The organism is Arthrobacter sp. Soil_C_60, from assembly GCF_057656375.1.
Map to the genome: position 1 here is coordinate 349,423 of NZ_JBDGKM010000001.1, position 25,597 is coordinate 375,019.

General features: G+C 65.4%; 21 protein-coding genes. 15 read left to right on the forward strand and 6 right to left on the reverse strand.

Annotation, left to right across the window (positions count from 1 at the left end; genetic code table 11):
* Positions 1–12 precede the first annotated feature (12 nt).
* The gene (locus AC3A4M_RS01770) at positions 13–966 is read right to left on the reverse strand and encodes a siderophore ABC transporter substrate-binding protein (RefSeq protein ID WP_498733519.1); all 954 of its coding nucleotides are present in this window, start codon (positions 964–966) and stop codon (positions 13–15) included.
* 443 nt (positions 967–1,409) lie between these two features.
* Here AC3A4M_RS01770 and groES point away from each other — a divergent pair, with 443 nt between their 5' ends.
* The 11 genes from groES (at position 1,410) to AC3A4M_RS01825 (ending at position 17,625) form a co-directional block, all read left to right on the forward strand.
* The gene (groES, locus tag AC3A4M_RS01775; RefSeq protein WP_074701392.1) at positions 1,410–1,706 is read left to right on the forward strand and encodes a co-chaperone GroES; all 297 of its coding nucleotides are present in this window, start codon (positions 1,410–1,412) and stop codon (positions 1,704–1,706) included.
* Between the two features lie 63 nt (positions 1,707–1,769).
* Positions 1,770–3,380: a chaperonin GroEL gene (groL, locus tag AC3A4M_RS01780; RefSeq protein WP_498733522.1), complete on the forward strand. Its 1,611-nt coding sequence runs from the start codon at positions 1,770–1,772 to the stop codon at positions 3,378–3,380.
* 282 nt (positions 3,381–3,662) lie between these two features.
* Positions 3,663–5,168, forward strand: coding sequence for an IMP dehydrogenase (gene guaB / locus AC3A4M_RS01785; RefSeq protein ID WP_498733524.1), 1,506 nt, complete (start codon positions 3,663–3,665; stop codon positions 5,166–5,168).
* A 403-nt stretch (positions 5,169–5,571) separates the two neighbouring features.
* Positions 5,572–6,762 (forward strand): BtrH N-terminal domain-containing protein, encoded by a 1,191-nt coding sequence (locus AC3A4M_RS01790; RefSeq protein ID WP_498733526.1) that lies wholly within the window; start codon positions 5,572–5,574, stop codon positions 6,760–6,762.
* Between the two features lie 106 nt (positions 6,763–6,868).
* Complete coding sequence (locus AC3A4M_RS01795; protein WP_498733528.1) at positions 6,869–8,008, forward strand: GuaB3 family IMP dehydrogenase-related protein; 1,140 nt, start codon at positions 6,869–6,871, stop codon at positions 8,006–8,008.
* Positions 8,009–8,036: 28 nt separating this feature from the next.
* Positions 8,037–9,761: a glycerol-3-phosphate dehydrogenase/oxidase gene (locus AC3A4M_RS01800; RefSeq protein ID WP_498733531.1), complete on the forward strand. Its 1,725-nt coding sequence runs from the start codon at positions 8,037–8,039 to the stop codon at positions 9,759–9,761.
* A 38-nt stretch (positions 9,762–9,799) separates the two neighbouring features.
* The gene (locus AC3A4M_RS01805) at positions 9,800–10,270 is read left to right on the forward strand and encodes a PTS sugar transporter subunit IIA (protein ID WP_498733533.1); all 471 of its coding nucleotides are present in this window, start codon (positions 9,800–9,802) and stop codon (positions 10,268–10,270) included.
* A gap of 80 nt (positions 10,271–10,350) precedes the next feature.
* Positions 10,351–11,187 carry an SURF1 family protein gene (locus tag AC3A4M_RS01810; RefSeq protein ID WP_498733535.1) on the forward strand — a complete coding sequence of 279 codons (837 nt, stop codon included), beginning with the start codon at positions 10,351–10,353 and terminating at the stop codon, positions 11,185–11,187.
* A gap of 8 nt (positions 11,188–11,195) precedes the next feature.
* A complete protein-coding gene (locus AC3A4M_RS01815; RefSeq protein ID WP_074703308.1) occupies positions 11,196–11,693 on the forward strand; it encodes a DUF3817 domain-containing protein in 498 nt (165 codons plus the stop codon).
* Between the two features lie 204 nt (positions 11,694–11,897).
* Positions 11,898–13,487 carry a glutamine-hydrolyzing GMP synthase gene (gene guaA, locus AC3A4M_RS01820; RefSeq protein ID WP_498731198.1) on the forward strand — a complete coding sequence of 530 codons (1,590 nt, stop codon included), beginning with the start codon at positions 11,898–11,900 and terminating at the stop codon, positions 13,485–13,487.
* A 115-nt stretch (positions 13,488–13,602) separates the two neighbouring features.
* A complete protein-coding gene (locus AC3A4M_RS01825) occupies positions 13,603–17,625 on the forward strand; it encodes a DUF4011 domain-containing protein (RefSeq protein ID WP_498733537.1) in 4,023 nt (1,340 codons plus the stop codon).
* Between the two features lie 3 nt (positions 17,626–17,628).
* Here AC3A4M_RS01825 and cpaB read toward each other — a convergent pair whose 3' ends face one another.
* The 3 genes from cpaB to AC3A4M_RS01840 all read right to left on the reverse strand — a co-directional run bounded on the left by cpaB (position 17,629) and on the right by AC3A4M_RS01840 (position 19,427).
* A complete protein-coding gene (gene cpaB / locus AC3A4M_RS01830; RefSeq protein ID WP_498733539.1) occupies positions 17,629–18,288 on the reverse strand; it encodes a Flp pilus assembly protein CpaB in 660 nt (219 codons plus the stop codon).
* Between the two features lie 162 nt (positions 18,289–18,450).
* Positions 18,451–18,732 carry an FmdB family zinc ribbon protein gene (locus AC3A4M_RS01835; RefSeq protein WP_264670724.1) on the reverse strand — a complete coding sequence of 94 codons (282 nt, stop codon included), beginning with the start codon at positions 18,730–18,732 and terminating at the stop codon, positions 18,451–18,453.
* Positions 18,733–18,812: 80 nt separating this feature from the next.
* The gene (locus tag AC3A4M_RS01840; protein ID WP_498733541.1) at positions 18,813–19,427 is read right to left on the reverse strand and encodes a 5-formyltetrahydrofolate cyclo-ligase; all 615 of its coding nucleotides are present in this window, start codon (positions 19,425–19,427) and stop codon (positions 18,813–18,815) included.
* A 104-nt stretch (positions 19,428–19,531) separates the two neighbouring features.
* Here AC3A4M_RS01840 and galU point away from each other — a divergent pair, with 104 nt between their 5' ends.
* The 4 genes from galU (at position 19,532) to AC3A4M_RS01860 (ending at position 23,504) form a co-directional block, all read left to right on the forward strand.
* A complete protein-coding gene (gene galU, locus AC3A4M_RS01845; RefSeq protein WP_498733543.1) occupies positions 19,532–20,434 on the forward strand; it encodes a UTP--glucose-1-phosphate uridylyltransferase GalU in 903 nt (300 codons plus the stop codon).
* Between the two features lie 19 nt (positions 20,435–20,453).
* A complete protein-coding gene (locus AC3A4M_RS01850) occupies positions 20,454–21,077 on the forward strand; it encodes a GNAT family N-acetyltransferase (protein ID WP_498734077.1) in 624 nt (207 codons plus the stop codon).
* A gap of 269 nt (positions 21,078–21,346) precedes the next feature.
* Positions 21,347–22,156 (forward strand): hypothetical protein, encoded by an 810-nt coding sequence (locus AC3A4M_RS01855; RefSeq protein WP_498733545.1) that lies wholly within the window; start codon positions 21,347–21,349, stop codon positions 22,154–22,156.
* 115 nt (positions 22,157–22,271) lie between these two features.
* The gene (locus AC3A4M_RS01860) at positions 22,272–23,504 is read left to right on the forward strand and encodes an aminoglycoside phosphotransferase family protein (RefSeq protein ID WP_498733547.1); all 1,233 of its coding nucleotides are present in this window, start codon (positions 22,272–22,274) and stop codon (positions 23,502–23,504) included.
* Here the strand turns inward: AC3A4M_RS01860 and AC3A4M_RS01865 are convergent.
* Both AC3A4M_RS01865 and AC3A4M_RS01870 read right to left on the reverse strand, forming a co-directional pair.
* On the reverse strand, positions 23,480–24,148 hold the full coding sequence (locus tag AC3A4M_RS01865) for a response regulator transcription factor (protein ID WP_498635623.1): 669 nt from the start codon (positions 24,146–24,148) through the stop codon (positions 23,480–23,482). The two genes, AC3A4M_RS01860 and AC3A4M_RS01865, sit on opposite strands and share 25 nt — an antisense overlap.
* On the reverse strand, positions 24,145–25,581 hold the full coding sequence (locus AC3A4M_RS01870) for a sensor histidine kinase (protein ID WP_498733549.1): 1,437 nt from the start codon (positions 25,579–25,581) through the stop codon (positions 24,145–24,147). The genes AC3A4M_RS01865 and AC3A4M_RS01870 overlap by 4 nt, the downstream gene beginning before the upstream one ends.
* Between the last annotated feature and the right edge of the window lie 16 nt (positions 25,582–25,597).

The following is a 25,597-nucleotide window of genomic DNA, read 5'->3' on the forward strand; positions in this document are numbered from 1 at the left end:
CAACGGCATTGACTACTTGACCAGTGCGGCCTGTACGGCGCCGACCATGGAGTCGACGTTGTTCAGGCCGTAGCCCACCAGGTACCAGGAAGCGGAATCCAGGTAGGTGATGTTGTCGTTCTTGGCGGCGTCGGTGCCGGCGACCAGTTCGTTGTCCAGGACCGCGGCGGCGGCCTTGCCTGCAGCCTCGCCGACGGCCGCATCGCGGTCGATCACGAAGAGATGGGCCGGGTTCTTCTCGGCGATGTACTCGAAGGAGATGGCCTCGCCGTGGGAGCCTTCGGACTTGACGTCGGCAGCGGTCTCCACGCCCAGGACATCGTGGACGATGCCGAAGCGCGAACCGGCGCCATAGGCGGTGAGTTCGCCGCCGCTGGTCATCACCACCAGGCCGGTGCCGGCATCGGCAGCGGCCGCCTTGGTCTCCTCGATCTTGGTATCGATCGCGGCCAGCTGCTTCTCGACCTCGGCTTCCTTGCCGAAGATCTCGCCGAGCGTGGTGGAAACTTCCTTGAAGCTCTCCACCGGTGCGGCGGCATCAACGCTGAGGTCGATGGTCGGGGCGATCTTGCTCAGTTCCTCGTAGGCACCGGCGGTGCGGCCCGAAATGATGATCAGATCCGGAGCGCCTTCGCTGATCGCTTCGAAATCCGGTTCCTTCATGGAACCGATCTTGGTGACGGCATCCTCGCCGTACTTGGCCAGCGACGCCGGGTACTGCGCGGTCGGAGCGCCGTCAACCTCTACGCCGAGGGAATCCAGGCTGTCCATCGCGCCAAGGTCAAAGCTGTAGACGGTTTCCGGGTTGGCCGGAACCTCGGTGGAGCCCTGCGCATGCTCAGCCGTAATCGTCTCCGCGTTGGCGCCGGCGTCGGCTGCCCCGGCGTCCTGGCCGCAGGCGCTCAGCGCCAGCAGCGAGGCAACGGCCGAGACTGCCAGGAGGCGGGACTTCACTGACTTATTCATAAATGGCTCCAGGAAATTCGGGTGCTCGGGCACCTCCCGGTACCCGCCGCAATAGATCACAAAATGATTGGCTAATTCTTGCGCGCCTTCGAACCGTATCGGGTTAGGTTAGCCTTAGGCAACTTTCCTGCAGAAAAATGTCCTCAAGCAACAACGGCACCAAACAACGACGGCGGACGATGCCGTCCGGGTGCACTCCGGCTGGCGCTGGAACCGGTAGCGGGGCCGGTGGCACGAGCTGATGGCGGGGCTCGCGCAAGGGGGCGTTGCGACGCTTTTGGCACTCACCTTGACCGAGTGCTAATCCGGCACATAGAGTCTTATTAGCACTCTCCCCGTGCGGGTGCTAATTATTCAAGGAACCTCCTGCCGGCACCGCGACGACGGCAGAAAAGTCCTTGGCCAAAGAACCTATTCGTAGCTCATGCAAAGGAGAGAGCCGAGTGTCGGTCTCTATTAAGCCTCTTGAGGATCGTATTGTTGTCCGCCCGCTCGAAGCAGAGCAGACCACGGCTTCCGGCCTGGTCATCCCGGACACCGCCAAGGAAAAGCCGCAGGAAGGTGAAGTTGTCGCAGTAGGCCCCGGCCGCGTTGATGACAACGGAAACCGCGTCCCGGTCGATGTAGCCGAGGGCGACGTCGTTATCTACTCCAAGTACGGCGGAACCGAAGTCAAGCACAGCGGCCAGGAGTACCTCGTACTCTCCGCCCGCGACGTGCTGGCGATCGTCGTCAAGTAGTTTTCCGATGACCCCGGCCAGGCAACTGGCCGGGGTTTTTGGTCCAATAAGGAGAATTAATAAATGGCAAAGCAGTTGAAGTTTGACGATGCCGCCCGCAAAGCTCTGGAAGCCGGCGTCGACAAGCTGGCCAACACCGTCAAGGTGACTCTGGGCCCGCGCGGACGTAACGTCGTGCTGGACAAGAAGTGGGGCGCCCCCACTATCACCAACGACGGCGTGACCATCGCCCGCGAGGTCGAACTCGAGGATCCCTACGAGAACCTGGGTGCGCAGCTGGCCAAGGAAGTCGCCACCAAGACCAATGACGTCGCCGGTGACGGAACCACCACGGCGACCGTCCTGGCCCAGGCCCTGGTCAAGGAAGGCCTGCGCAATGTAGCCGCAGGCGCAGCCCCCGGCGCCCTCAAGCGCGGCATCGAGGTTGCTGTCGAGGCAGTCTCGGCACGTCTGCTGGAGAACGCCCGCGAGGTCGAGGGCAAGGTTGCCGAAGTGGCAACCATCTCGGCCCAGAGCCCCGAGGTCGGCGAGCTGCTGGCCAAGGCTTTCGAGCAGGTCGGCAAGGACGGCGTCATCACCATCGAGGAGGCCTCCGGTCTGCAGACCGAACTGGTCCTCACCGAAGGCATGCAGTTCGACAAGGGCTACCTGTCGCCGTACTTCGTCACCGACGCCGAACGCCAGGAAGCTGTCCTGGAAGACGCCATGATCCTGATCAACCAGGGAAAGATCTCCACGGTGCAGGAATTCCTGCCGCTGCTGGAGAAGGCGCTGCAGGCCGGCAAGCCGCTGTTCATCATCGCCGAAGACATCGACGGCGAAGCCCTGTCCACCCTCGTGGTCAACAAGATCCGCGGCACCCTGAATGTTGTTGCCGTCAAGGCTCCGGGCTTCGGCGACCGCCGCAAGGCCATGCTGCAGGACATTGCTACCCTGACCGGCGCCCAGGTTGTTTCTCCGGACCTCGGTCTGAAGCTGGACCAGGTCGGCCTGGAAGTTCTGGGTTCGGCACGCCGCATCACCGTGACCAAGGACGCCACCACCATCGTTGACGGTGCCGGCTCCGAATCCGATGTTGCAGACCGCGTCGCGCAGATCCGCGCCGAGATCGAGCGCACCGATTCCGATTGGGACCGTGAGAAGCTGCAGGAACGTCTGGCCAAGCTGGCCGGCGGCATCGGCGTTATCAAGGTCGGCGCAGCCACCGAAGTTGAGATGAAGGAAAAGAAGCACCGTATCGAGGACGCAGTGTCCTCCACGCGTGCTGCCCTGGAAGAGGGCATCGTGGCCGGCGGCGGTTCCGCACTGGTCCACGCAGCCCAGGCCCTGGACACCGATCCCAACGTTCTGGCTCTCGAAGGCGACGCAGCCACCGCCGTCGGACTTGTCCGCCGCGCGCTGGTCCAGCCGCTGCGCTGGATCGCCGAGAACGCCGGATACGAAGGCTTTGTCGTCGTGTCCAAGGTGGGCGAGCTTGAGGTCAACAACGGCTTCAACGCCGCCACCGGGAAGTACGAGGACCTGGTTGCTGCCGGCGTCATCGACCCGGTCAAGGTCACCCGTTCGGCGCTGGTCAACGCGGCATCCATTGCCGCGCTGGTCCTGACAACCGAAACTCTGGTCGTCGACAAGCCGGCCGAGGACGAGGACGCCCACGCAGGCCACAGCCACTAAGACCGCAGCCCCCGCGCTTCGGTCCCAGTAGCCGCAGAAGGGGATCCGGACAGTTCACACTGGCCGGGTCCCCTTCGCATTTAAGCCGTGAGGGTTGGACATTATTCACAGGCTGACCGACCCGAAGGCTTGGACGCCGTGAGTTAGTTCCACCACATGCGTGCGGGAACGAAATAGAGCCGGGTGGCAAATGGTTTTAGGATGTAACTATCCACCTCTGTACCGGTAACCCCCGCGACATTGGCCGCTCCCCATTCCGGTGTATCTCCGAAAGGCCGCACAGTGACTGAAGAATTTAACCCGTTCGCTTTCGAGGGCTTGACCTACGACGACGTGCTGCTGCTGCCCGGCCCGACAGATGTCATCCCTTCCGAGGCTGACACCAGCTCCCGGTTGTCCAAGCGCATTACGGTCCAGACCCCGCTGCTCTCGGCGGCCATGGATACCGTGACCGAGTCCCGGATGGCCATCGCGATGGCGCGCCAGGGCGGTCTTGGGGTAATCCACCGCAACCTCTCCATCCAGGACCAGGCCGAGCACGTGGACCGGGTCAAGCGCAGCGAATCCGGCATGATCACCAATCCGGTGACCATCTCCCCGGATGCGACGCTGGCCGAATTGGACGAGCTCTGCTTCAACTACCGCGTGTCCGGACTGCCCGTGGTGGACACGGACGGGAAGCTGCTTGGTATCTGCACCAACCGCGATACCCGCTTTGTGCCGCGTGCGGACTACCCGACCACCAAGGTGCACGAGGTGATGACCGCGATGCCGCTGATCACCGGCAAGGTCGGCATCAGCCGGCCCGACGTGATCGAACTGCTGGGCAAGAACCGGATCGAGAAGCTGCCGCTGGTCGACGACGCCGGAATGCTTCAGGGCCTGATTACGGTCAAGGACTTCGACAAGGCCGAGCAGTACCCGCTGGCCACCAAGGACGATGAGGGCCGCCTGCGCGTCGGCGCCGCTATCGGCTTCTTCGGCGACGGTTACGAACGAGGCATGGCCATGATCGACGCCGGCGCCGACCTCCTCGTGGTCGATACGGCCAACGGCCACAGCAGCGGTGTGCTGGACATGATCGCTCGGCTAAAGAAGGATCCGGCCGCGGCTCATGTGGACATTATCGGCGGACAGGCCGCTACCCGCGAGGGTGCCCAGGCCCTGATCGACGCCGGTGCCGATGCCATCAAGGTGGGCGTGGGCCCGGGCTCCATCTGCACCACCCGCGTGGTGGCCGGCGTCGGCGTGCCGCAGGTGACCGCGATCTACGAGTCCGCCAAGGCAGCTATTCCGGCCGGCGTGCCGCTAATCGCCGACGGCGGTCTGCAGTACTCGGGCGATATCGGCAAGGCCCTGGTGGCCGGCGCCGATACCGTGATGCTGGGGTCGCTGCTCGCCGGTGCTGCCGAAAGCCCGGGCGACTTGGTCTTCGTCAACGGCAAGCAGTTCAAGGCCTACCGCGGCATGGGTTCGCTGGGCGCCATGCAGACCCGCGGCAAGAACACGTCCTACTCGAAGGACCGCTACTTCCAGGCCGACGTGCCGGACGACGAGAAACTCATCCCCGAAGGCATCGAAGGACAGGTGCCGTACCGCGGCCCGCTCTCCGCCGTCGCGCACCAGCTGGTCGGCGGTCTGCGCCAGACGATGTTCTACACCGGCGCCCGTACCATCGCCGAACTCAAGGAAAAGGGCAAGTTCGTCCGTATCACCGGGGCCGGGCTCAAGGAGTCCCACCCGCACGACATCATGATTACGGCCGAGGCACCGAACTACAAGCGGTAGCCAACAGCAGTACAAGCGGTAGTCGCACTGCGCAGCGGCCGGTCTTCAGCAACCGGTGGCGCCATCGCCAGTAGCGTCAGACGAAGGCCCGGGCACCCAAGCCCGGGCCTTCGCCGTCGTTGGGGGCATCCGGTTATCGCATGCGTTTCGCGCTCCTTCTGCGCCATGGTGTATCGCCGGTTGTGCCGTCCGCACTGTGTCTGTTGTGCGTCTGCGGCGGTCCTACTAGGCTGTGATCGGCGACGCCCATCGCCTAACTCCCTTCACCGGCACCCACGCGGCCGGGAACCGCGGGAGCAAAGGAGGTTGAGCCTCCGGGTGAGCGACCACGTGGACACTCCTTTTGTGACGTGTTGACGTCAGCGGTGCGTGGGGCCGGACGTCGGCGCGTGCAGAAAGAGACATGATGGTCGAGCAAAAGCACTTCAAGTCCCGGGTCCGCGAACGCATGCAGAAGACGGGTGAGAGTTACACGACAGCCCGCCTGCAGTTGCTCAAGGATCTGCCGGCAGAGCCGCCCCTGCCGGGCCTGCTGCCCGGTTACCCGCCCGGCGCGCCGCTGGCGCAGCGCGACGCAGGGCTGTGGCAGCGCGTTCTGGCCCAGGCCGGGGTCGAAAATCCGGCCACCGGCACACCCTTTACCGAAGCAATGCTCTCCGGGCTGGCCGGCGGCATCGGTTTCATGTTGTTCACCTTCGAATACGAACAAATCACGACGGCGACGATCGTCACTCGCTTCCATCCCGGCCCCTACACGGGCAACCTGATCAACCGCAGCGGCGCGCTTGTGGAGGAGAAGTCGACCACCAGCACCAAAGCAGCCCAGGACAATCTGGACGCCGCGCTGGAAGCCGGCCGCGCCGTCGTCGTCAAAGTTACCCAGGGTGCCTTGCCCTGGTACCACTCGGATGCGCTGGAGCACAGCGATTCCGTGGATGTGGCGGTGGCCGGCAAGGCCAACGGCGCGTACCTGATTGACGACGGCGGCCGGCAGCTGCGTGGGGTAACGGCGGCCGAACTGGCGGGCGCACGCGGCAAACGCAAGAAGGACAAGCACTGGCAGGCCTCCGTGGTCGATCCCGGCGAGACCACCGTGGATCAGCTGCGCCGGAGCGTACTGGATTCGGTGGCGGAAACCGCCGGCGTACTGCTCGGAACGGTACCGCCGGCCGGAATCCCCGCACATGTCGCGAAGAATTTCGGGCTGGCCGGGATGCAGACCTGGACCGCCCGGCTGCGCGATACCAGGACCAAGAAAGGCTGGCCCGCGATGTTCGCCGACGAGCAGCGGCTGCGGTTCGGGCTGGAACGGATCAAGGAGTGCCTGGCGGGAACCGCCTGGGGAGGGCAGGCGGCGCTGCGGCCGCTCTACGCGCAGTTCCTGGCCGAGGCGGCAGCGCTGGACGGCCTGGACCGGCTGCAGCAGCCGGCGCAGTTGTACGCGGCCGCCGGCGAGCGGTGGCAGCAGCTGGCCGACGCCGTCGATCCGCAGTGTCCTGCCGAAGAACGGACCGTGCACTTCGCCGCTCTGGCGGACCGGATGGAGGACATCCAGGCGGCGGAGGATGCCGCGGCAACGTCCCTGTCCGGGTAGGCCGTCCGGTGGAGGGCCGGCCAGCGCCGGACTGTGGACGGACCCGGGTTGTCCACAGTCCGCGCCCCGGCCCGGTCTGCGCGCCGTGGTGGGATAACCTAGAGCCGTGACTTACGAGATTGAGATTGGCCGTGGCAAGCGTGGGCGCAGAGCCTACTCCCTGGATGATGTAGCGATTGTTCCCTCGAGGCGCACGCGTGACCCCCAGGATGTCTCCGTCAGCTGGCAGATCGATGCCTACCAGTTCGACATGCCGGTGATCGCCGCCCCGATGGACTCGGTCATGTCGCCGGCCACGGCGATTGCGGTCGGCAGGCTTGGCGGCCTGGGCGTGCTTAACCTCGAGGGTTTGTGGACCCGTTACGAAGACCCGGAGCCGATGCTCGATGAGATCACCGCTCTGAGCGAAGAAAACTTCAGCCCCGGCGCCACCAAGCGGATGCAGGAAATCTACGAGGCTCCGATCCAGGCCGACCTGATCACCTCGCGCCTGGCCGAAATCCGCGAAGCCGGGGTGACGGTGGCCGGCTCCCTGACGCCGCAGCGCACCCAGGAGTTCTACAAAACCGTGCTGGCCGCCGGCGTGGACATTTTCGTGATCCGCGGCACCACGGTTTCTGCCGAGCACGTTTCGCGCGAGCACGAGCCGCTGAACCTCAAGCAGTTCATCTACGAGCTGGACGTTCCCGTGATCGTCGGCGGCGCCGCGGGCTACACCCCCGCCCTGCACCTGATGCGCACCGGTGCTGCCGGCGTGCTGGTCGGCTTCGGCGGCGGCGCAACAACGACGACGCGGCGCGCGCTGGGCATCCATTCGCCCCTCGCCTCGGCGATCTCCGACGTGGCCGCGGCACGCCGCGACTACATGGACGAGTCCGGCGGCCGCTATGTCCACGTGATTGCCGACGGCGGACTGGGCACCAGCGGGGACATCGTCAAGGCCATCGCCATGGGCGCGGATGCCGTCATGCTCGGCGCCGCCCTGGCCCGAGCCGAGGAGGCTCCAGGCCGCGGCTGGCATTGGGGCCAAGAAGCCCACCACCACGAGCTGCCGCGCGGTGACCGCGTCAGGATCGGCACGGTCGGCCCGCTGGCCGAGGTGCTCTACGGGCCCTCACACCACACCAACGGCACATCCAACCTGGTGGGCGCGCTGCGCCGGTCCATGGCCACTACCGGCTACTCGGACCTGAAGGAGTTCCAGCGGTGCGAGGTAGTCCTCTCGCCGTACATATCAAACGAGTGATCCGCCGATGCCTGGAGGCTGACTGAGTATGAGTTCCGGAGCCATGAGTCCTGAAAGCCGTGAGGAGGCCCTGGCCGCCCTGCGGGCCACGCAGGACCACGACCAGGAGCTGGACATACTGATTGTCGGCGGGGGAGTGGTCGGCGCCGGCGCTGCGCTGGACGCCGTGACCCGCGGCCTCGACGTCGGCATTGTGGAGGCCCGGGACTGGTCCTCCGGCACGTCCTCCCGGTCCTCCAAGCTCATCCACGGCGGGCTTCGCTACCTGGAGATGCTGGACTTTGCCCTGGTCCGTGAGGCCCTCCAGGAACGCGGCCTGCTGCTGCAGCGCATCGCGCCGCACCTGGTCCGCCCGGTGCCTTTCCTCTATCCGCTGACCAAACGGTTCGTCGAGCGTCCCTACGTGGGCGCCGGCGTCGCGCTTTATGACGCGCTGTCGGTGGCCAGCGGCCACGGCCGCGGAGTGCCGTTCCACAAGCACCTGTCGCGGCACGGCACCTTGCGGGCGGCGCCGAGCCTGAAGAAGGACGCCTTCGTTGGATCCATCCGCTACTACGACGCCCAGGTCGACGACGCGCGGCTGGTAGTCAACCTCGTACGGACGGCGGCGGAGTACGGGGCGTATGCAGCCAACCGGCTGAAGGTCATCAACTTCCTGCGCGAGGGCGAACGCGTGGTCGGCGCGCGCGTCCGCAACCAGGAGGACGGCACCGAGTTCGACATCCGGGCCAAACAGGTGGTCAACGCCACCGGGATCTGGACCGACGAAACCCAGGCCATGGTTACCGAGCGCGGCCAGCTGAAAGTGCGGGCCTCGAAGGGCATCCACCTGGTGGTGCCCCGGGACCGCTTCCAGTCCACCGTGGGGCTGATCCTGCGGACCGAAAAATCCGTGCTGTTCGTCATCCCGTGGGGCCGGCATTGGATCATCGGCACCACGGATACCAGCTGGGACCTGGACAAGGCCCACCCTGCGGCGTCGTCCAAGGACATCGACTATCTGCTCGAGCACGTGAACCAGGTGCTCAGCCGCCCGCTGACCCGCGAGGATGTGGAGGGCGTTTATGCCGGGCTGCGGCCCCTGCTGGCCGGCGAGAACGACGACACGGCCAAGCTCTCGCGCGAACACGTGGTCGCGCATCCGGTTCCCGGGCTGGTAGTGGTGGCGGGCGGCAAGTACACCACCTACCGGGTCATGGCCAGGGACGCGGTGGACGAAGCCGCACGTGCCCTGGACGAACGCGTGCCGCCGAGCTGCACGGAGATTGTTCCGCTGCTCGGCGCCTCCGGTTTCAAGGCAAAGTGGAACAAGCGCAGCCGCATGGCCGACCGTGCGGGAATCCATGTGGCACGGGTGGAGCACCTGCTCAACCGCTACGGCTCCATGACGGATGAAGTGCTGGACATCATCACCGGCAGCCCCGAACTGGCCGAGCCGCTGCCGGGCGCGGATGACTATCTGCAGGCCGAAATCGTCTACGCCACCACACATGAGGGCGCCCGCCATATCGACGACGTGCTCACCCGGCGTACCCGGATCTCCATTGAAGCCTGGGACCGCGGTGTCTCGGCCGCCCCCGTGGTAGCGGCCCTGATGGCGCCACTGCTGAACTGGAGCGATGCGCAGGAAGCGCGGGAAGTCAAGCACTACCTTGCCCGGGTGGAAGCCGAGCGGCTGAGCCAGGAACAGCCTGACGATATCTCCGCCGACAGTGCGCGCATGGGTGTGGACGACATTGTTCCGCTCAGCTGAGGCGGCGGCTGTGGACACGGACGGAGGCACTGACGCGCATGCCTGAACTCGATCTCACCACGCCGGCCCTGGTGCTGCTGGACCTGGTGGCGGTGGATAAGCAGGACGCCGCCGCGCAGCTGGCCGGAACACTGCATGCAGCCGGCCGCATCTCGGATCTGGACGGTTTCCTGGCACAGGTCAACGCCCGGGAACACCAGCTGGCCACGGGCCTGCCCGGCGGCGTGGGCCTGCCGCACGCACGCAGCGAGTTCGTGCAGCACACGTCCATCGCCGTGGGCGTGACGAAGTTCGGCCACAGCCTCGATTTCGGTGCCGTGGACGGACCGGCCAACCTCGTGCTGCTGATGGCAACACCGGCCGCCTCGTTTTCGGAGCACCTGGAGGTGCTGGCCACGCTGGCGCGGTCCCTGATGAAAGAAAACTTCCGTGAGTCGCTCCGCAGGGCCCATGACCCGGGCGTCATTGCCGAGCTGATCAACTCCACCATCGACTTCTCCGATTCCTGAGACACCGCCGCTCCTGGGGAAGCCTTTCGGGACGCGCAGGCAGATTCGTTTTCTACAGAGGCACGAAGTAGGGTTAATAGGTGCTGAAAACTGCCCTCAAACCCCGCTGGATCGCGGCGTTAGTGCTGGCACTGGTCGTTTCGACAGTCTTTGTACTCTTGAGCCAGTGGCAGTTTTCTGCATCCCAAAGCGAGGCCCCGCCGCCTCCCGGCCAGACTGAAACCGTCCAGCCGCTGACCGAGGTCTTTGAGCCCGGCAGCCCGATGCATGCCTCACAGGCGGACCAGATGGTCAGCCTCGACGGCCGGTTCCGTCCGGCGGACCAGGTGCTGGTGCAGACCCGGCTGCAGGACGGCGAGGAAGGGTACTGGGTAGTCACAAGGTTTACCGTTGACGGTGCTCCCGAACAGAACGACGAAGACGTTTTCATCCCCGTAGTCCGCGGTTGGGTGGCGGATCCGGCGGACGCGACGACGGCACCGGAAGGTGAGGCGACCGTCGTCGGACGCCTGCTGCCGACCGAAGCGCCGGTGCCTGGGCAGACCCCTGCGGGGGAAGTGGCCACCCTGTCCGTGGCGGAACTGATCAACCTCTGGAACGCCCCGGCGTATGCAGGTTTTGTGGTCGGCACGGACTTTACGGTGGCGGGCGAGGATCTGGACACGGCCACTGCCGGCACCGCCATGGAGCCGGTTGTCGTGGGCCCGCAGCCGCAGGAGACGCCGGTCAACTGGATGAACATCTTCTACGCGGTGGAGTGGGTAGTCTTCGCCGGCTTCGCCATCTTCCTTTGGTGGCGGCTTGTCGCTGACGACTACCGCCGGACGCTCGAGGACGAAGAATTCGCCGCCGAAGAGGCCCGCTATCTGGCCGGCCTTCAGGGCGGCACCGATAAAAACAACGAGGTAAGCAAGTGACAGATAACGTGAACCAGCCGAACCCGGATGCCCCGCAGGCTCCCGCCAAGGCCCGTCCGGCCAAGCGGCGCTACGGCGGCACGCACGCGCAGATCCGCTCGGCGCTGACGTTCTACAAGGTCACTTCCTACATCACCGGCGTCATGCTGCTGCTGCTCTGCGCGGAGATGATCCTGCGCTATGGCTTCAACCTGTTTCTCTTCGCCGGAGCCACCAATACGCTCACCGGGGAGACCTTTGCACTCGGCTTGGCGCAGGCGGAACCTTCGGTGGTGGAAGGCGTCAACCTCTCCATCGCCGTCCTGATTGCCCACGGCTGGCTGTACGTGCTGTACCTGATCGCCGACTTCCGCCTGTGGTCCCTGATGCGCTGGCCGTTCACCCGGTTCATCCTGATCGCGCTGGGCGGTGTCATCCCGTTCCTCTCGATCCTGCTGGAAAAGCGTGTCCACCGGCAGGTGGAAGAAGACCTGGCCGAGCATCCCGAAGCCGCCAAGCGCTACTAAGCCAGCAAGCAAACCCAACGGCTAAACCTCAACGCATCAAACCTAAGCGGACGACGGCGGGTACCCACCCGCCGTCGTCCGCTGGCGTTAACAGCCGGGACGCCCTGCGCGGACGGAGCATCCCGAACAGCCGGAACAGTACGCCGACGGCGCCGCCGCCAGGCCAATGTGCAAGCAGCCGCGCGCGGCGACTATCCTTAGTGGGTGACTAATCCAGCCCCCGCCGCCACGGACCACCGGCCCGTACTTGTCGTTGACTACGGGGCCCAGTATGCGCAGCTGATCGCCCGCCGCGTACGCGAGGCCAACGTGTATTCCGAAATCGTTCCGCACACCCACACCACAGAGCAGCTGCTGGCCAAGAACCCGGCCGCCATCATCCTCTCCGGCGGGCCGTCCAGCGTTTACGCCGACGGCGCACCACGCGTCGGCGCCGACCTGTTCGAAGCCGGCGTCCCGGTTCTCGGCATCTGCTACGGTTTCCAGGCCATGGCCAACGCCCTCGGCGGCAAGGTCGCCCAGACCGGACTCCGCGAATACGGGGCCACGGACACCACCACGGTGGGCCAGGCGCGCTCCATTCTCGAAGGTGTGCCGGAAACGCAGAACACCTGGATGAGCCACGGCGACTCGGTGCACGAAGCTCCGGACGGCTTCGAGGTCCTCGCCAGCACGGCCGGCGCCCCGGTAGCCGCCTTCGCCAACGAGGAGAAGGCGCTGTACGGCGTGCAGTGGCACCCGGAGGTCAAGCACTCCGCCCACGGCCAGCAGGTTCTGGAGAACTTCCTGTTCAAGGGCGCCAAGGTGGAGCCGAACTGGACCACCGGCAACATCCTCGAAGAACAGGTCGAGCGTATCCGCGAGCAGGTCGGCACCTCGCGCGTGATCTGCGGACTCTCCGGCGGCGTGGACTCCGCCGTGGCCGCCGCCCTGGTGCAGCGCGCCGTGGGGGACCAGCTGACCTGTGTGTTCGTGGACCACGGTCTGCTGCGCGAAGGCGAAGCCGAACAAGTGGAGCGGGACTTCGTCGCCGCCACCGGCGTGAACCTGTACGTGGCCAACGAGCAGGAACGCTTCCTGAGTGCGCTGGCCGGTGTCAGCGATCCGGAAACCAAGCGCAAAATCATCGGCCGCGAGTTCATCCGCGCCTTCGAAGAGGCCGAGCGCGCCATCATCGCCGAAGCCGCGGCCGAGGGCGAAAGCATCAAGTTCCTGGTCCAGGGCACGTTGTACCCGGACGTCGTCGAGTCCGGCGGCGGCGAGGGTGCTGCCAACATCAAGAGCCACCACAACGTCGGCGGCCTGCCCGAGGACCTGCAGTTCGAACTGGTGGAGCCGCTGCGCACCCTGTTTAAGGACGAAGTCCGTTCCGTTGGCGCGCAGCTGGGCCTGCCGGCCGAGATCGTCGGCCGCCAGCCGTTTCCCGGCCCCGGGCTGGGCATTCGCATCGTCGGCGACATCACGGCCGAGCGCCTGGAGCTGCTGCGCAAGGCGGATGCGATCGCCCGCGCTGAGCTGACTGCTGCCGGCCTGGATAACGAAGTCTGGCAGATGCCCGTGGTGCTGCTGGCCGACGTGCGCAGCGTCGGAGTCCAGGGCGACGGCCGCACCTATGGCCACCCGATCGTGCTCCGCCCCGTCTCCAGCGAGGACGCCATGACCGCTGACTGGTCCCGGCTGCCCTATGACCTGTTGGCGCGTATCTCGAACCGCATCACCAACGAGGTCGACGGCGTGAACCGCGTGGTTCTCGATGTCACCAGCAAGCCGCCGGGAACCATTGAGTGGGAGTAACCCGGACGGGTGGCCGCAGCCTCGCAGCAGGTAAAGCTGTGAACTCCCCGGCAAATTCTGCCGGGGAGCGTTGCGGTCACCCGTTTGCCATGTCCTATCCGATAGTTTGAGACACATGCCAATTTGGTCAAGGCTTGTGCCCGAGAGTGAAGAAAAGAGAGTAGCCGTGTCGCGCGATCGCACTGACGAGGCTGCCGAGGATATTCTGACGCACTGGCTGAAACAGCTGGGCCAGCACGCGGGAACAGATACCCTGCTGTACTTCGCGCCGTCCTCGACGAACAGCATCGACCTCACCCATGCCCATCCGTCCGGTCTTGCCCAGTTGCTGACCGGCCGGCGCACCCGGCTGTCCACCTTGCTGCGGGATCACGCCCAGTATTCGGCGGCGATGAAGACCGCCCGCAGCCTGCGTTCCAAAATCTTCGAGCTCGGCACGGAGCGCGGCATCGACGTCGGCTATCTGGCGGCGGGCACTGCCTCCTGGCGTGTTCCCGAGGTAGGACGGTCCGAGACACTGAACGCCCCGATCATGCTCACCCCGGTGGCGCTGACGGTCCGGCCCAGCCAGGATGACTACGAACTTCAGCTCACGGACCAGGCCAGGCTCAACCCGGCACTGGTGAGGCACCTTGTAGCCGAGCAGGGCGTCGACATCGACCCCGAAGGCGTGGCTCGGCTGGCGTACAGCACCGCACGGTTCGACCCGCATCCGGTGCTGGAGCGGCTGCGGTCGCTGACCCAGGACGTGCGCAGCATGACCATCGAGCATCACCTGCTGGTCTCCACCTTCGCCGATGTGGCGAACAGTGCCGATACCTCCGCCCTGGATTCCGCGCACCCGCTGCTGAACGCCATGATGGCGGCAGATCTGGATCCGGAAACCGGCTACCACGTGCCCGTGCCCGAGGTGGACCTGCCGCCGCTGGACGAGCGCGCACCGCAGGACGAGTTCCTGGTGCTTGACGCGGATCCGGCCCAGCAGCACGTCCTGGATCTGGTCCAGAGCGGCCACTCGGTGGTCGTCTCCGCCCCGCCGGGGACAGGCCAGACCCAGAGCGCCATCAACGCCGCGGCGACGCTGGCCTTCGAAGGCAAATCCGTCCTGGTGGTCGCGGAGCGGCGCACCACGCTGAACCAGTTCGCTAAGCAGCTCGACGAGCTCAAGCTCGGCTCCCTGGTGCTGCAGCTGAACGCCAACATCACCAGCCAGCAGCTTAAGGACCAGCTGGTCCGGGCCATCATGCGCAATGAGCAGGCCACGGCGCCGCAGCTGGAAAAACTGCACACCACGCTCAGTGACCACCGCCACCAGCTGATGGACCATGTGCAGTCGCTGCACAACGTCCGCAAGCGCTGGAACTGCTCGCCGTACCAGGCCATGCAGTCGCTGGCCAAGCTCACCTCGCTGGATCCCGCCCCGGCCACCACCGTCCGGCTCAAGCGCTCCGTGCTGGACAGCATCGCAGACCGGGCGGAACTGACCGGGCGGCTGCGCCGCGCGGCGGAACTGGGCAGTTTCAGCAAGTCCTCGACCAACAGCCCGTGGTTCGGCGCCAAGCTGCTCAACCGCAAGGAAACCGAAGATGCCCACCAGCTCTCTGTTGACCTTGCGCGCGACATCCCCAAGCTGCGCGAGCAGATGAACCGGGTGGCGGAGCATTCCCAGATTTCCCTGGGCACCAGCTTCCGCGAATGGGGGCAGCAGCTCCTGTTGCTGGTCGCCGTGCGCGGCAGCCTGGACAAGTTCACGCCGGACATTTTCGACCGGCCGGTCACGGATCTGATTTCCGCAACGGCCTCTTCCGGCTGGCGGCGCGAGCGCGGCATCGAAATGAGCTCCATGACCCGGTCCCGGCTGCGGCGGGTGGCCAAGGAATATGTGCGTCCCGGTGTTCACATTTCGGACCTGCACGAGTCGCTGGCAGACGTGCAGCAGCAGCGCAGCAAGTGGGCCGAATACGCCACCACGCAGCGTCACCCGTCGGTGCCGTCCGGCCTGGCGGAGCTGAACAGTTTCTACCTCGGCATCCACAAGAAGCTGCAGAAGCTTTCCGGGCTCCTGGTGGAACCGGCGGACGGCGTGCTGCTGGCCGACCTGGACCAGGACGCATTGGTGGAGCGGCTGGAAGCACTGGCGGCCGACCGCGAGACGCTGGTGAACCTGCCGGAGCGGACCCTGCTGCTGGAACAGATGCGCGAGCACGGCCTGGGCGAACTGCTGGATGATCTGGCCGAGCGTGAAGTGGCTACCGAGAATGTCGGCGCCGAACTGGACCTTGCCTGGTGGCAGTCGGCCTTGGAAGCCATGATCAGCGGCGACGACTACCTGGCCATGTCCGACGGCGACAACCTGCGCAAGCTGGAAGCGGTCTACCGGCTGGCCGATAACGCCCATATCGCGTCCGGCGCGGCACGTCTGCGGTGGGAGCTGGCCCAGAACTGGCGGCACGCCATCAAGAGCCAGGCCAAGGCGGCGGAGCGGCTGCGGGAGATGCTCAAGACGTCCGAACCGACCCTGCGGTCCTTGAGCGAGCAGTCGGGCCAGCTGGTGTCGTCGTTGATGCCTGTCTGGGCGGCCTCTCCGCTGGTTCTGCCGATGGTACTGCCGGCCGAGAAACGATTCGACGCCGTCATTATTCTCGACGCCGAAGCCACCAGCCTGCAGTCCGCGATCGGAGCCATGGCGCGGGCGGAGCAGGTCATCGCCTTCGGCGACGGCCAGTTGGGCACGGCGGAACCGTTTGAAGTCAATGTGGACCGGAAGCGTGACCTGGCGCCCGGCACCGAGGCGGATCCTGTGATCAGCAGCTACCACGCGCTGGCGCGCGTCCTGCCGGTACTGCCGTTGACCACCTTGTACCGCGCGGTCGATATGGAACTGGCGCAGTCGTTGAGCAAGGAATTTTACGACGGCGCCCTCACCCGGCTCCCGTCCGCCTGCGAAATCACCGGCGGTGACGGACTCGTGGTGGAATACCTGCCGGACGGAACAGGCCTGCCCGGTGCCGGCCACGAGGGCGTTGAAAGCGTCCCGGCGGAAATCAACCGGGTTGTGGATCTGGTCTTTGAACACGCACGCCACCGGCCCCAGCGTTCGCTGGCCGTGATCACCTCCACCGTCCGCCATGCGGCACGCGTGGCCGAGGCGATCCGTCTGCAAATGCCCAATTATCCTGCGGCTTCGGAGTTCTTCAAGCGGGCGGAGGATTCCTTCCGCGTGGTTCCCGTGGAGCGGTCCTCCGGGCTGGTCCGAGACGACATCGTCTTTTCCCTTGGTTACGGGCGCACGCCGCATGGCCGGGCAGTGCATAACTTTGGTCCCTTGTCGGAGCCGGATGGCCGGAGCAGGTTCGCCATGGCTATGACGCGGGCGCGGCGTTCGCTGCGGGTGCTCACATGTTTCCGCCCTGAAGACCTTGACCCCGAACGGCTGAGCCATGGGGCCATCGATTTCTATGAACTGATCAACCGCAAGCTCGGCACAGGCAGGGTAACCGTATCGGCTGCCACTGCCGGGATTGATGATCCGCTCGTCGCGGATCTGGTCGAGCGGATCCGCAGCCGGGGCGCGCAGGTGCAGGACCACTACCGGGGAATCCTGGACATTGTCGCGGCGGCAGACCCCTTGCAGCTGCCCGGAGACCACCATCCGACCCTGCCGGTGGCGTTGGAGTCGGACGGCACACCGCAGTACCGGAAGATGAGTGTGCGCGAGCGCAGCCGGCTGCGGCCACAGCTGCTGGAGCGGCTCGGTTGGCGTCCGCTGACGCTGTGGACCATCGAAGTTTTTGCCGACCCGGAGAAGTGCGCGCAGCTGATCGGAGGATACTTGGGACTACAGGATCCGGATCACGAAGGAACGGGGAGGCACGTGGCCAAGGACGACAAGCCTGGGGAACGTTCCGCGGACCGGCAGTCAGGCGGAACGGACAGTTCCGCCGACGCCACGGAAGGCGCCGCAACCCAGGCGGAACCCCAGGACCAGCAACCGCAAACACGGAAGGCTGCTGCGGCGGCGCTTCGCGGCAGCGCCATCCCGGACCGGGCCAAAGAGGACGATCCGAGTGCCTGGGGCGACAACCGTGAGGACCGGGACGCCTGGCTGAAGGAACAGCGCCCGCCCCACTGGGGCTGACGCCTAACCCACAAGTACCAGGAAGACCTTGCCCCGGCTCGACGCGCTTGCCAGTGCCGTGGCCTCGGTCGGTGATGCTGCCACCACCACGAGGCCTTCGCTTTCCTGGCGGCCCAGCAGTCCGGAACTGTCGGTGGTGTTCCCGGCCTTCCACAGCACGGGTACGTCGCTTGCCAGTACTTCCGAGGCTGCCGGTTCTTCATAACCGTTGCCGGTGCTGAGCACGATATCCACCCGTTGCCCGGGGCTGAGCAATTGCACTGTCGATTGGTCAGCGGGCCTGACCGGAACCGCGACGGTGCCCGGCGGGCTGCCGGCCAGGAGGCCGGGGCCGACGATGGAGGTATCCAGGACAGGGGAACCGGCCCGCATCGCCGTGGCCAGCCGTTTTCCCGCCAGGTCGTGGACCGAAGCAGCTGATCCGGAGGGCACGGCCGAGGCGGGAAGTCTGCCGGTCACCAGATCCGATTCGGCCAGGATGGTTCCCGCAGGCAGGTCCGCGGCTGCTGTGACCACGGGGACGGTCTCAAGCGGGGCCGGAGTGAGCTCGTGGACGGTGAGTCCGGCGGCTGCACAAAGCAGCGCGGCTGCGATCAAACGGTAATGGCGCCTGACCAGTCGCCGGACAAGGAGCGGGAGGGTCGCCCGGGGTGAATGCTGCATAGGGCAACAGTAAGGACGCCGGGAGCCAGCGGAGCAGGGGCTTGCGGCAGATTGTGCACGGGGGCAGCGGTAGTTCCTGTTGTGGAGGAAAGGAACGTCACCGGACGCAGAACACCCGGGGAGCCGTGGCATCCCCGGGTGGCGTAGTGCTAAGGGAGCTTGCTAGCTGGCAGCGGGGGCGGCAGCGGCCGGTGCGGGTGCTGCTGCCGGTGCCGACGCCGGGCTTTCGGACTTGCCGGCGGCCGGAACCGTGCTGGTGCTCTTGGTATCGCGTGAATCGGTCCGGTAGAAGCCGGAACCCTTGAAAACGACGCCGACACTGTTGAACTTTTTGCGCAGGTTGCCGCTGCACTCAGGGCAAACGCTCAGCGAGTTGTCGCTGAAGGACTGCTGGATCTCGAAAGCGTGGCTGCAATCTTTGCAGGCATAGGCGTACGTGGGCACTTGAATCCTCCTGAAAATTCCCGGGGAACACATCCGGGGCCACCCGCTGGGCTGGCACTCGATAGTTCCGAGTGCTAATTCTACACTGTCCCGGGGCCGAACCATATCCAGCCCTCTGCCGTCACAGCTCCGTCCAGCGGGGCGTCCAGTTCAGTGACCTCGAAGCTGCCGGGAGCGACGACCTCGTGAGGGTAAAAGACCCCGACTTCCTTCGGCTGCTCGGGCAGCCGGGCGACCCCTGCCAGGAACCGGTCGTAGTAACCGCCGCCCTGGCCTATCCGGTTGCCATCGGCGTCAACCGCCAGGCCGGGTACCAGGATCAGCGGAACATCGGCCATGATGGCTGAGGGCAACCGTTCCCCGACCGGCTCGTAGACCCAGGCCCGTGGACTGCGGACCAGCTCCACGCCGTCGTACCACTGCACCCAGCTGAGCTGGTACTCCGGCTCGCAGACCGGGACGACCACGCGATAGCCGGCCCGGGTCAGAGCAGGCAGCAGCAGTTCGGTGGAGGGCTCCGCGCCCGTTGAGAGATAGCCGGCAACGGTGCTGCCGCGTTCCGCTCCGGCCGCTTCAAGTCCCGCCATGACATGGTTGGCCAGCTGTTCGGCAGCCGCGCGCCGGTCGGTCTCCGGCAGATCCTGCCGCAGCTTGCGGAAATGTGCACGGGCGGAGTCTTTATCCAGAGGTGTCACGGCAATCCTTGTTCGAAGGGGTCGTTGCCGCCGTCGAATGCACTGAGGCGGCAGCTGTCATGCTAATTCATATTTTGACGCCGCGGATGGGTAATCTTATTTCCATGAAGTCTCATCGCACCGTACGCAAGGCAGTCATTCCGGCCGCCGGTCTCGGCACCCGTTTCCTGCCCGCAACCAAAGCCATGCCCAAAGAGATGCTGCCGGTAGTGGACAAACCGGCCATCCAGTATGTGGTTGAGGAAGCGGTCCGCGCGGACATCACGGACATCCTGATGATTACCGGACGGAATAAGCGACCGCTGGAAGACCACTTCGACCGGGTGCCCAACATCGAGTTCGTCCTCGAGGAAAAGGGTGACCTCGACAAGCTGGCCTTGGTACGCGAGGCGTCGAACCTGGCTGATATCCACTACGTGCGCCAAGGCGATCCCAAGGGACTGGGGCATGCCGTGCTGCGCAGCCGCCAGCACGTAGGCGACGAGCCGTTTGCCGTGCTGCTCGGCGATGACCTGATCGACGAAAACGATGAGCTGCTGCGCCGGATGATCGACGTCCAGGAGAAGACCGGTGGATCCGTTGTCGCACTGATGGAGGTCGAGCCCGCGCAGATCAGTGCCTACGGCTGTGCCGACGTCAGCGAGATGGACGGCATCGACTGCGTGCAGGTCAACCGGCTGGTTGAAAAGCCGTCGCCGGAAGAGGCTCCCTCGAACCTGGCCATCATCGGTCGGTATGTACTGCACCCGTCGGTCTTCGACGTGCTGGAAGAGACCGGTCCCGGACGGGGCGGCGAAATCCAGCTGACCGATGCGCTGGAGACGCTCGCGTCCCGTGAAGGCGAAGGCGGGGGCGTCTACGGTGTGATCTTCCGCGGACGGCGGTACGACACGGGTGACAAGCTGAGCTACCTGAAGGCTGTAGTGACCATCGCCTCGGAACGCGCCGACATCGGTGAGGACCTGCGCTCCTGGCTGAAGGAATTCACCGAAGGCGCACAGGGCTGAGACCAGGCTGGCGGCGGTGCTGAGTTCGGCCATCTGGCCCGTCAGAGTTGAATGCGGTAATTTGGCGCTGCGCCCGATCTCCCGTCGGGACAAGCGCGAGTGGCTGCAGTTGCGCCAGCAGAACGCGGCGTGGCTCGCCCCTTGGGAAGCCTCCAATCCGGATCCCAACGGCTCCTTGCCGCAGTTTGCCGAGATGGTTCGATCGCTGAACCGGCAGGCGAAGCTGGCAACAGCGCTGCCGTGGATCATCACCGAGGTCCAGCCGGACCGGCCGGCACCGGTGATCGTCGGGCAGCTGACGGTGTCCAGCATCGTCTGGGGATCGGCCATGATGGCTACGCTCGGATACTGGGTGGACCAGGCTTCGGCCGGTCGTGGCATCGCGCCAACGGCGGTAGCAATGGCCACGGACCACTGCTTTCGCGCCCTGGGGCTACACCGGATGGAAATCAACATCCGTCCGGAGAATTCCGCCAGCTTGCGGGTAGTGGAAAAACTAGGCTTCCGGGACGAAGGACTGCGCCCTCGCTACCTCCACATCAATGGTTCATGGGCCGATCACAGGTCATTCGCGCTGACTGCGGAGGAAGTTCCGGACGGACTTCTTCCGGGCTGGCTCGAAAGTAGCGGACGTTCGTGCTGACCTGCTGGTTTATCAATTTCCGGTGACTTTCGCCGACACACCGTGACTAATACCGCATCCGGCATGTTTTAGCTTCTACGGTTTTGATTGTGGACATTCAAAGCTCAGTGATCTTCGTAGTGATCGTGGGGCTTTGGCTTGTCTGGGTAGGACCGTACTTACTTCGCTTTCTTGGAACCGCAACGCTGGCCGAGGCACTTCCGGGCCAGGGAATATCATTCGACTCAGGACCCGTCACGGCCACAGGCAGTGCAGCTCAGGGGATCATCATGGAAAATAACGCCCATTCCGGAACAGCCCGCGCCGCCTCCGGGCCTGAGCGCGTTGGCCCGGAGGGCGCTGTCCGGGAGCAACGTGCGCCCGCGCCCTTGAACATCCGCTACGGCCGTACTGCTCTGGCCCTGGTGGGAGCCGGCGCATTGCTGACTTTCGTCGTCGGCGGGGGACTGGCCCTCTTCGGCGTGGTCTCGGGCAGTGTCCCGGGGGTCGCACTGCTGGCTGTCGCCGCCGTCGTTCTTATGCTGCGCGGGCTGGTGCGCCGTGACCGGCGCCGCCGTGCAGCCGCCCGCGTGAACAGGGCCTTTGAAGAAGCGATGAATCCGCCGGTCCACCATCTCTCACCACTTCCGCAGCGGGAAACGGTGCTTTTCGACGCGGCGGCCGAAGCAGACGCCGCAGCAGCGTCCGGTTCGGAAAAGCAGGAACCGGTTGCCGCGCCCGAAGCACGGCGCCTGACGCCGGAGGAACTCCGCGCGGAGGCACTCAAAGTTGCGGCCGAAGCTGAATCAAAAAGCGCAGCGAATTCCGCGCCTGGATCCGGTCCCACCTGGCAGCCCGTAGAAGTGCCGAAGCCCACCTATGTTGCATCGGCCAAAGCGGAACGGCCGGCCCCCGCACCGCTGCCGGCCCCGGAAGTGAAAAAGCCGACGGCGAAGACGCCGATCAAACAGGCCGCCGTGGCTCCGAAGACCGACCTGCCGGTCGCCGCGAAGGACGGTACCTCTCCGGCTGCCAAGGAAGCGGCGCCCCAGCCGGGCAAGATCAATCTGGACGCAGTGCTGCAGCGGCGCCGGGCGTGAAGTCCGCAGCACTGGCAACTGGCGATCAGAGGGTCCGCTCCGGCAAGGGGCGGGCCTTCTGCCTTTCTCCGGCCGGAGGGAGCCGTTCCTGCAGCGGGATGATATGAAAAGGAGTATGAACGCTCCGAGCCGCGACCTGATGCGGGCCGAGACCGATGGCATCGACCTGCTGGAGAGCATGAAGATGCAACAGCCGCTGGAACTCGCGGTCGGCACCCTCGGCGCGAGCATCCAAGGATGGAAACTGGCCAAGCTGCAACATCGGCCGGGCGCCGGAGCGACCGGGATCTACAGCGTGGACGTGCGGATCCCTGACGGGACTGTTCGCACCGAGTACGTCTGCGTCAGCACTTCGATGGTTCCGGATAGCGGCGTTCCCGTGGTGCGGCTGGATGACGGAAACATTGCGTTGACCGCTTGGCTGTATCCCGCGGATCCGGTGTTAACCGGGTTGGCAACAGCCTGTGATTCCGCCGCCATGGCACGCGCCGCCTTCGGCGGCGGAGACGTCGATCTGCGGATGATCAACTACCGTCCGCTCCGCCGGGCTGTGCTGGAAGCCTCGCAGGGAGCATCGCGCGTGTTCATTAAAGTTGTACGCCCAGACAAGGCCGACGCGCTGTTGCGGCGCCATCGGCTGCTCACGGAGGCCGGGCTGCCATCGCCGGAGCTGATACCCGGCCCGGCTATCGGCGTTGTGCTGCTGCGTGAGGTCCAGGGTACGCCGCTGGCCCAAGCGCTGATGAATGACGGTGCGTCGCAACTAGCCCCCGACACCCTGCTGGAGCTTCTGGACCGGTTGCCCGCCGGGGTGATGAAGCTTTCGCGCCGCCCGGCATGGGCCGAACGCGCGGCAGACTACGCGCGGGCGGCCGCGGCCGCTCTTCCGCTGGAGCAGGAACGGATTTTCCGCCTGGAGGAGAAGATCTCGAAGGTGCTGGCGGCGACGAAGCCTGGTCCGTTGGTACCAACGCACGGCGACTTTTACGAAGCGAATCTGCTGATCGACGGCGGCACGGTCACGGGCGTGCTGGACGTGGACTCGCTGGGGCCAGGCTACCGGATCGATGATCTCGCCTGCTTCATCGGCCATCTGGCGGTACTGCCGGCTGTTCATGAGGGATACATCCACGTACCGCAGGCAACGGAGCGCTACCTGGCCGCCTTTGACAAAGCTGTTGATCCGGCAGGGCTGAGAGCCCGCTCCGCCGGAGTGGCTTTGTCCTTGGTAGCCGGCGCCAAGACCTTTGGCCAGGGTGAAGGCTGGCAGCAGGACGCACTGGAGCGCCTGGCCATCGCGGAGCGGCTTGCGGCCGAAGCGGTTCAGCTGTCCGCAGCCAGCCGGTAACCCATGCCCCGTACGGTGGCGAAGCGCTCGGCCCCAAGCTTGTTGCGCAGGTAGCGCACATAGACGTCGACCACATTGGAGCCGGGATCGAAATCGTAGCCCCAGACGCGTGAGAGGAGCTGCTCGCGGCTGAGGACCTGGCCGGGGTTGCGCAGGAAGGCTTCAGCCAAAGCGAATTCGCGGGCCGACAGGTCGATCTCTTTGCCGTCAATGGTGGCACGACGGGTGCGCAGATCGAGCTGCAGGTTTCCGCTGCTGAGAGTGCTCATATCCGACGTCGGTGCTTCCGTCCGCAGCCGTAAGCGCACCCGGGCGAGCAGCTCTTCAAAGCGGAAGGGCTTGGCCATGTAGTCATCGGCACCGTTTTCGAGGCCCGCCACGGTGTCGTCGACCGAGCTGCGTGCGGTCAGGATAATGACCGGAGTGTCGTTCCTGGCCTCGCGGATCCGGCGGAGCACCGTAAAACCATCCTGGTCCGGCAGACCGAGATCCAGCACGATCAACTCGAAATCACCCGTCATGGCCAGATGGTAGCCCTCACGGCCCGTGGCTGCAACAGTAGGTACGTAGCCGGCCGACTTCAGGCCCTTGGCGACAAACGAACTGATCCTGTCCTCGTCTTCGATAACCAGAATCTGGCTCATACTGGATCCTCCTGCTCGGGCTCGCGTTCTTGGATAACGATAGTGAAAGTGGAACCGTGTCCGGGCGCGCTGGCCAGTTCAACGGTCCCGCCGTGGGCATGGGCGATGGCGTTGACGATGGTCAATCCCAGTCCGGATCCTTCCGCCCTGGTCCCGTTGGCGCCGCGGGCGAAGCGCTCGAAGATCCGGCTCTGGTCCTCGGGGGCGATCCCCGTGCCCTCGTCGCGGATCCAAAGGCGCAGTTCGCCGGGGACGGCACGGGATCCGACGGCAATGGTCGAACCTGTCCGGGAAAACTTGACGGCATTCGCAGCCAGTTGCAGCCAGGCCTGGGTCATGCGTTTCGGATCAAGGCTCCACATATGTTCGGCGCGGGAGTCGACAACCCACCGCCGGTCGCCCAGTGTGCGGGCTTTGTCCAGCACATCATCCGTCAACTGCCCGACCTCCAGCGGGCGGGGTTTGACGAATTCGGGGCGTTCGGCGCCCGCGAGCGTAACAAGGTCATCAACCAGCAGCCGCATGCGGTCCAGTTCGTCGAGGGCAATAGCGCGGACGGAGTCAACATCTTCCGGATCGCGTGAGTCCTGCAGTTCCAGGTGCCCCTGGACAATGGTGATCGGCGTACGCAGCTCGTGTCCGACGTCGTCGAGCAGTTGGCGCTGGGCTGTCATTGAGCCCTGGAGCCGGTCCAGCATCTCGTTGAAGGTCTGCGAAAGCTCGGAGAGGTCATCGTGCCCGCTGACCGGGATGCGGCGGGACAGATCGGTTTCGGTGATCTTCTGGGCGGTTTCCCGCACCAGTCGGATAGGTGCCAGTAACCTTCCGGCCACCAGCCAGCCCACGCCGGAAATGAGTACAAGCGCGGCCAGGCTGATCAGCGTGTAGGTCCGGAAGTTGTCGCCGAGCTCCTCGAGTTCCGCATCGTAGTCGAAGGCCAGCAAGAATATGCTGTGGGTGGGATCCGACGAGAGCTGGACAGGTACGGTCACGGCCCGGTAAGTGGTCTGCTCGGTTTGGATGGAGGTGAGGATGATCCGCTGAGTCTCCGGCTGGGCCACGACCTTGTCGATGAGTTCGCGATCGTTTTCCAGCCGCAGCTGGACCGAGTTGTTGGCGGTCAGCGCAACCTGTCCATTAACGATGCCAACCATGCCTTCGTTCTCCGCCGGTGCCGTGCGCGCCATCACGGTCCGGACCAGCTGGCTGCCGCGGGTGAATTCCTGTCCCGTTTCGGGGTCGATGCCGATGTCGGCCAAGGTATCGAACTCTTCGACGGACCGTCTCAGCGAGTCATCGATGCGTTGATTGATCTGCCCGCGCTGGAGGCCAAAGAGCACGGCGCCGGCTACCGCGAGGCCCAACGCGGAAAGTGCGAGTACGGCCGCGAGGACACGGGTGCGGACGGACAGGCCGTCCAGGCGCCTAAACATCCGTCCCGGTCATCAT